Origin of the sequence: Mesorhizobium sp. M8A.F.Ca.ET.202.01.1.1, assembly GCF_004791595.1 — a bacterium.
In the GTDB taxonomy this organism is placed as follows: Bacteria; Pseudomonadota; Alphaproteobacteria; order Rhizobiales; family Rhizobiaceae; genus Mesorhizobium.
Genome location: NZ_SRUN01000043.1, coordinates 1 through 1,885 on the forward strand (window position 1 = coordinate 1; position 1,885 = coordinate 1,885).

The 1,885-nt window shown below is 58.2% G+C and carries 1 protein-coding gene; it reads left to right on the plus strand.

Features of this window, described 5'->3' with window-relative positions; genetic code table 11:
- The first annotated feature begins 224 nt into the window (after nt 1–224).
- Nucleotides 225–1,655 carry a porin gene (locus EN845_RS33725; protein ID WP_127873642.1) on the plus strand — a complete coding sequence of 477 codons (1,431 nt, stop codon included), beginning with the start codon at nt 225–227 and terminating at the stop codon, nt 1,653–1,655.
- Nucleotides 1,656–1,885: the final 230 nt, after the last annotated feature.

The following is a 1,885-nucleotide window of genomic DNA, read 5'->3' on the forward strand; positions in this document are numbered from 1 at the left end:
AGAAACCGGAGATCCATCTCAAGACGCTCGGCAAGTCGGCCGAAGAGATGGTAGATACCCTGGAACACTGGCTGGACGAGCGTGACATTGCCGAAGAGCAATATGACAATGGCGGCGGCATCTGACGCTTTTTGCTTTAGAATACGAGTGACGCGTCGATTGAAGGAGAACGCTGGCATGGTTCGGGTCGTTGGCTTCCTGCTCTGGCGTGTGCCAAGCCCGGCATGCTGATTGGCAAGCGGAACCCGTCGCCAGTTGCGCCCGTGGCACGGTCGTTCTCGAACGCTGCAAGCCTTTCGCAGGATGACAAAGAGGGCCGTCGGAAGCTGGGCGTGTTACGTGTGCCTGGCTCATCCGTTGACGCAAACAAGTCGCATGACGGTGTGTCGGGATCCATGGGACTGCGCCAAAACTCCGGCGAGGTAGTATTTGGGCGCCACGTTCGCCGCTTTTGCATGATCTGCTTGTGTCTCTTTCGCTTGTTGTCGCCGGCCTTCGCGCAGGACGATGGCGAGGACGAGGACGAAGAAGATAGCGCCGTGTGCGACATCGATGTCGGCGGGTCCGGCTCGGAAAGCAAACCGCTCAGCGCAACCGATGGCACGGGGTCGCATCGCTACCTCGTCAACGGCGTTTGCTACGATCTATCCGGAAGCCTGCAGGGCACCCTGCAACACACCAATGCTCCGGAGCCGCATTTGGGACCTGGTTCAAGAACCGCCCGGACTTTCAGCTCCGAAGCGGATTTGCGCCTTGCGGCTGCGCGGCTGACGGGATCCGGACCGTTCAAGTTCGTCTTCGGTATTTCCTGGAGCTATAACTCCGACGATGGTTTCGACGCAGCGCCCACCTTGTCCGAAGCAACAATCGAATACGCGGGGGTAAAAGTTGGCTACGCTGAATCCCTCATGAACGCCTGGTCGGGCGATTTCCAGTTCACCGCGTCGTCGCCGTCGCTGAGCAGTTATCTGGCTTCCTACAAATACGAGATCACCGACGATCTATCGTCCTCTGTGGCGGTCGAGGCCGGTCCTCCGACCAGCCGCGGTGCAACCACCTGGGAATTCCCCAAGACGCCGCCGTATTTCACGGCGCAGCTCCATTACGAAAAAGACGACTGGATCATGCAGGTTTCGGCGGCCGCTCGTCGGCAAGAGACGCCGGCCGCGCGCTTGCTCGATTTGTCGGCCGGCAGCCGATTCGGTTGGGCAGCGACAGCCGGCCTTACGGCGCCGGTTAGATTTGCCGGTGAAGACGATAATTTTAGCGCCGGCCTTGCCTATTCGGTAGACGCGCCTGCTTTCCTTGGCACCGAAGCCGACGCCGCCGCTTTCGCCGCGCGCTTCCCCACCGTCGGCCCGATACAGGGTTGGAGCGCCGTGGCTTCGTACCATCATGAATGGTCGGACAAATGGGAGTCGAACGCGTTCGTAAGCTATGTCGCGGTGAATCTCGACCTGTTCGCGACCAACCCCTCGATCAGAACGAAGCGATACGGCGTAAATTTGATCTATCAGCCCACGGAAAAGTGGACGATCGGCACGGAAGTGGATGCGCTTAGCACACATGTCGCGCTCAACGGCGCGGTCGGTCTTATTCCGGGTGCCGATTTGAAAGGGACGACGGACTTCCTGTGGGTTACACGTGAATTTTGATCGGTTCGATGTAAACACGATCATCAAAGCTGTTGCCTCGCGGGATCTTCGACTTTTCTCCGCGCTACGAGAGCAAGAAGCCCGACAAACCTATCGTGCTAATTAGAGCGGTTCCTGTTTTGAGAGAATCGTAGGATTCCCAAAGCAGCTGGTTTGTGATTCAAGATGCTGGCTGGATTGGAGGCCAGCATCTGATGACGCGAGCGCTTTCAAACGATCTTCGTGAACGT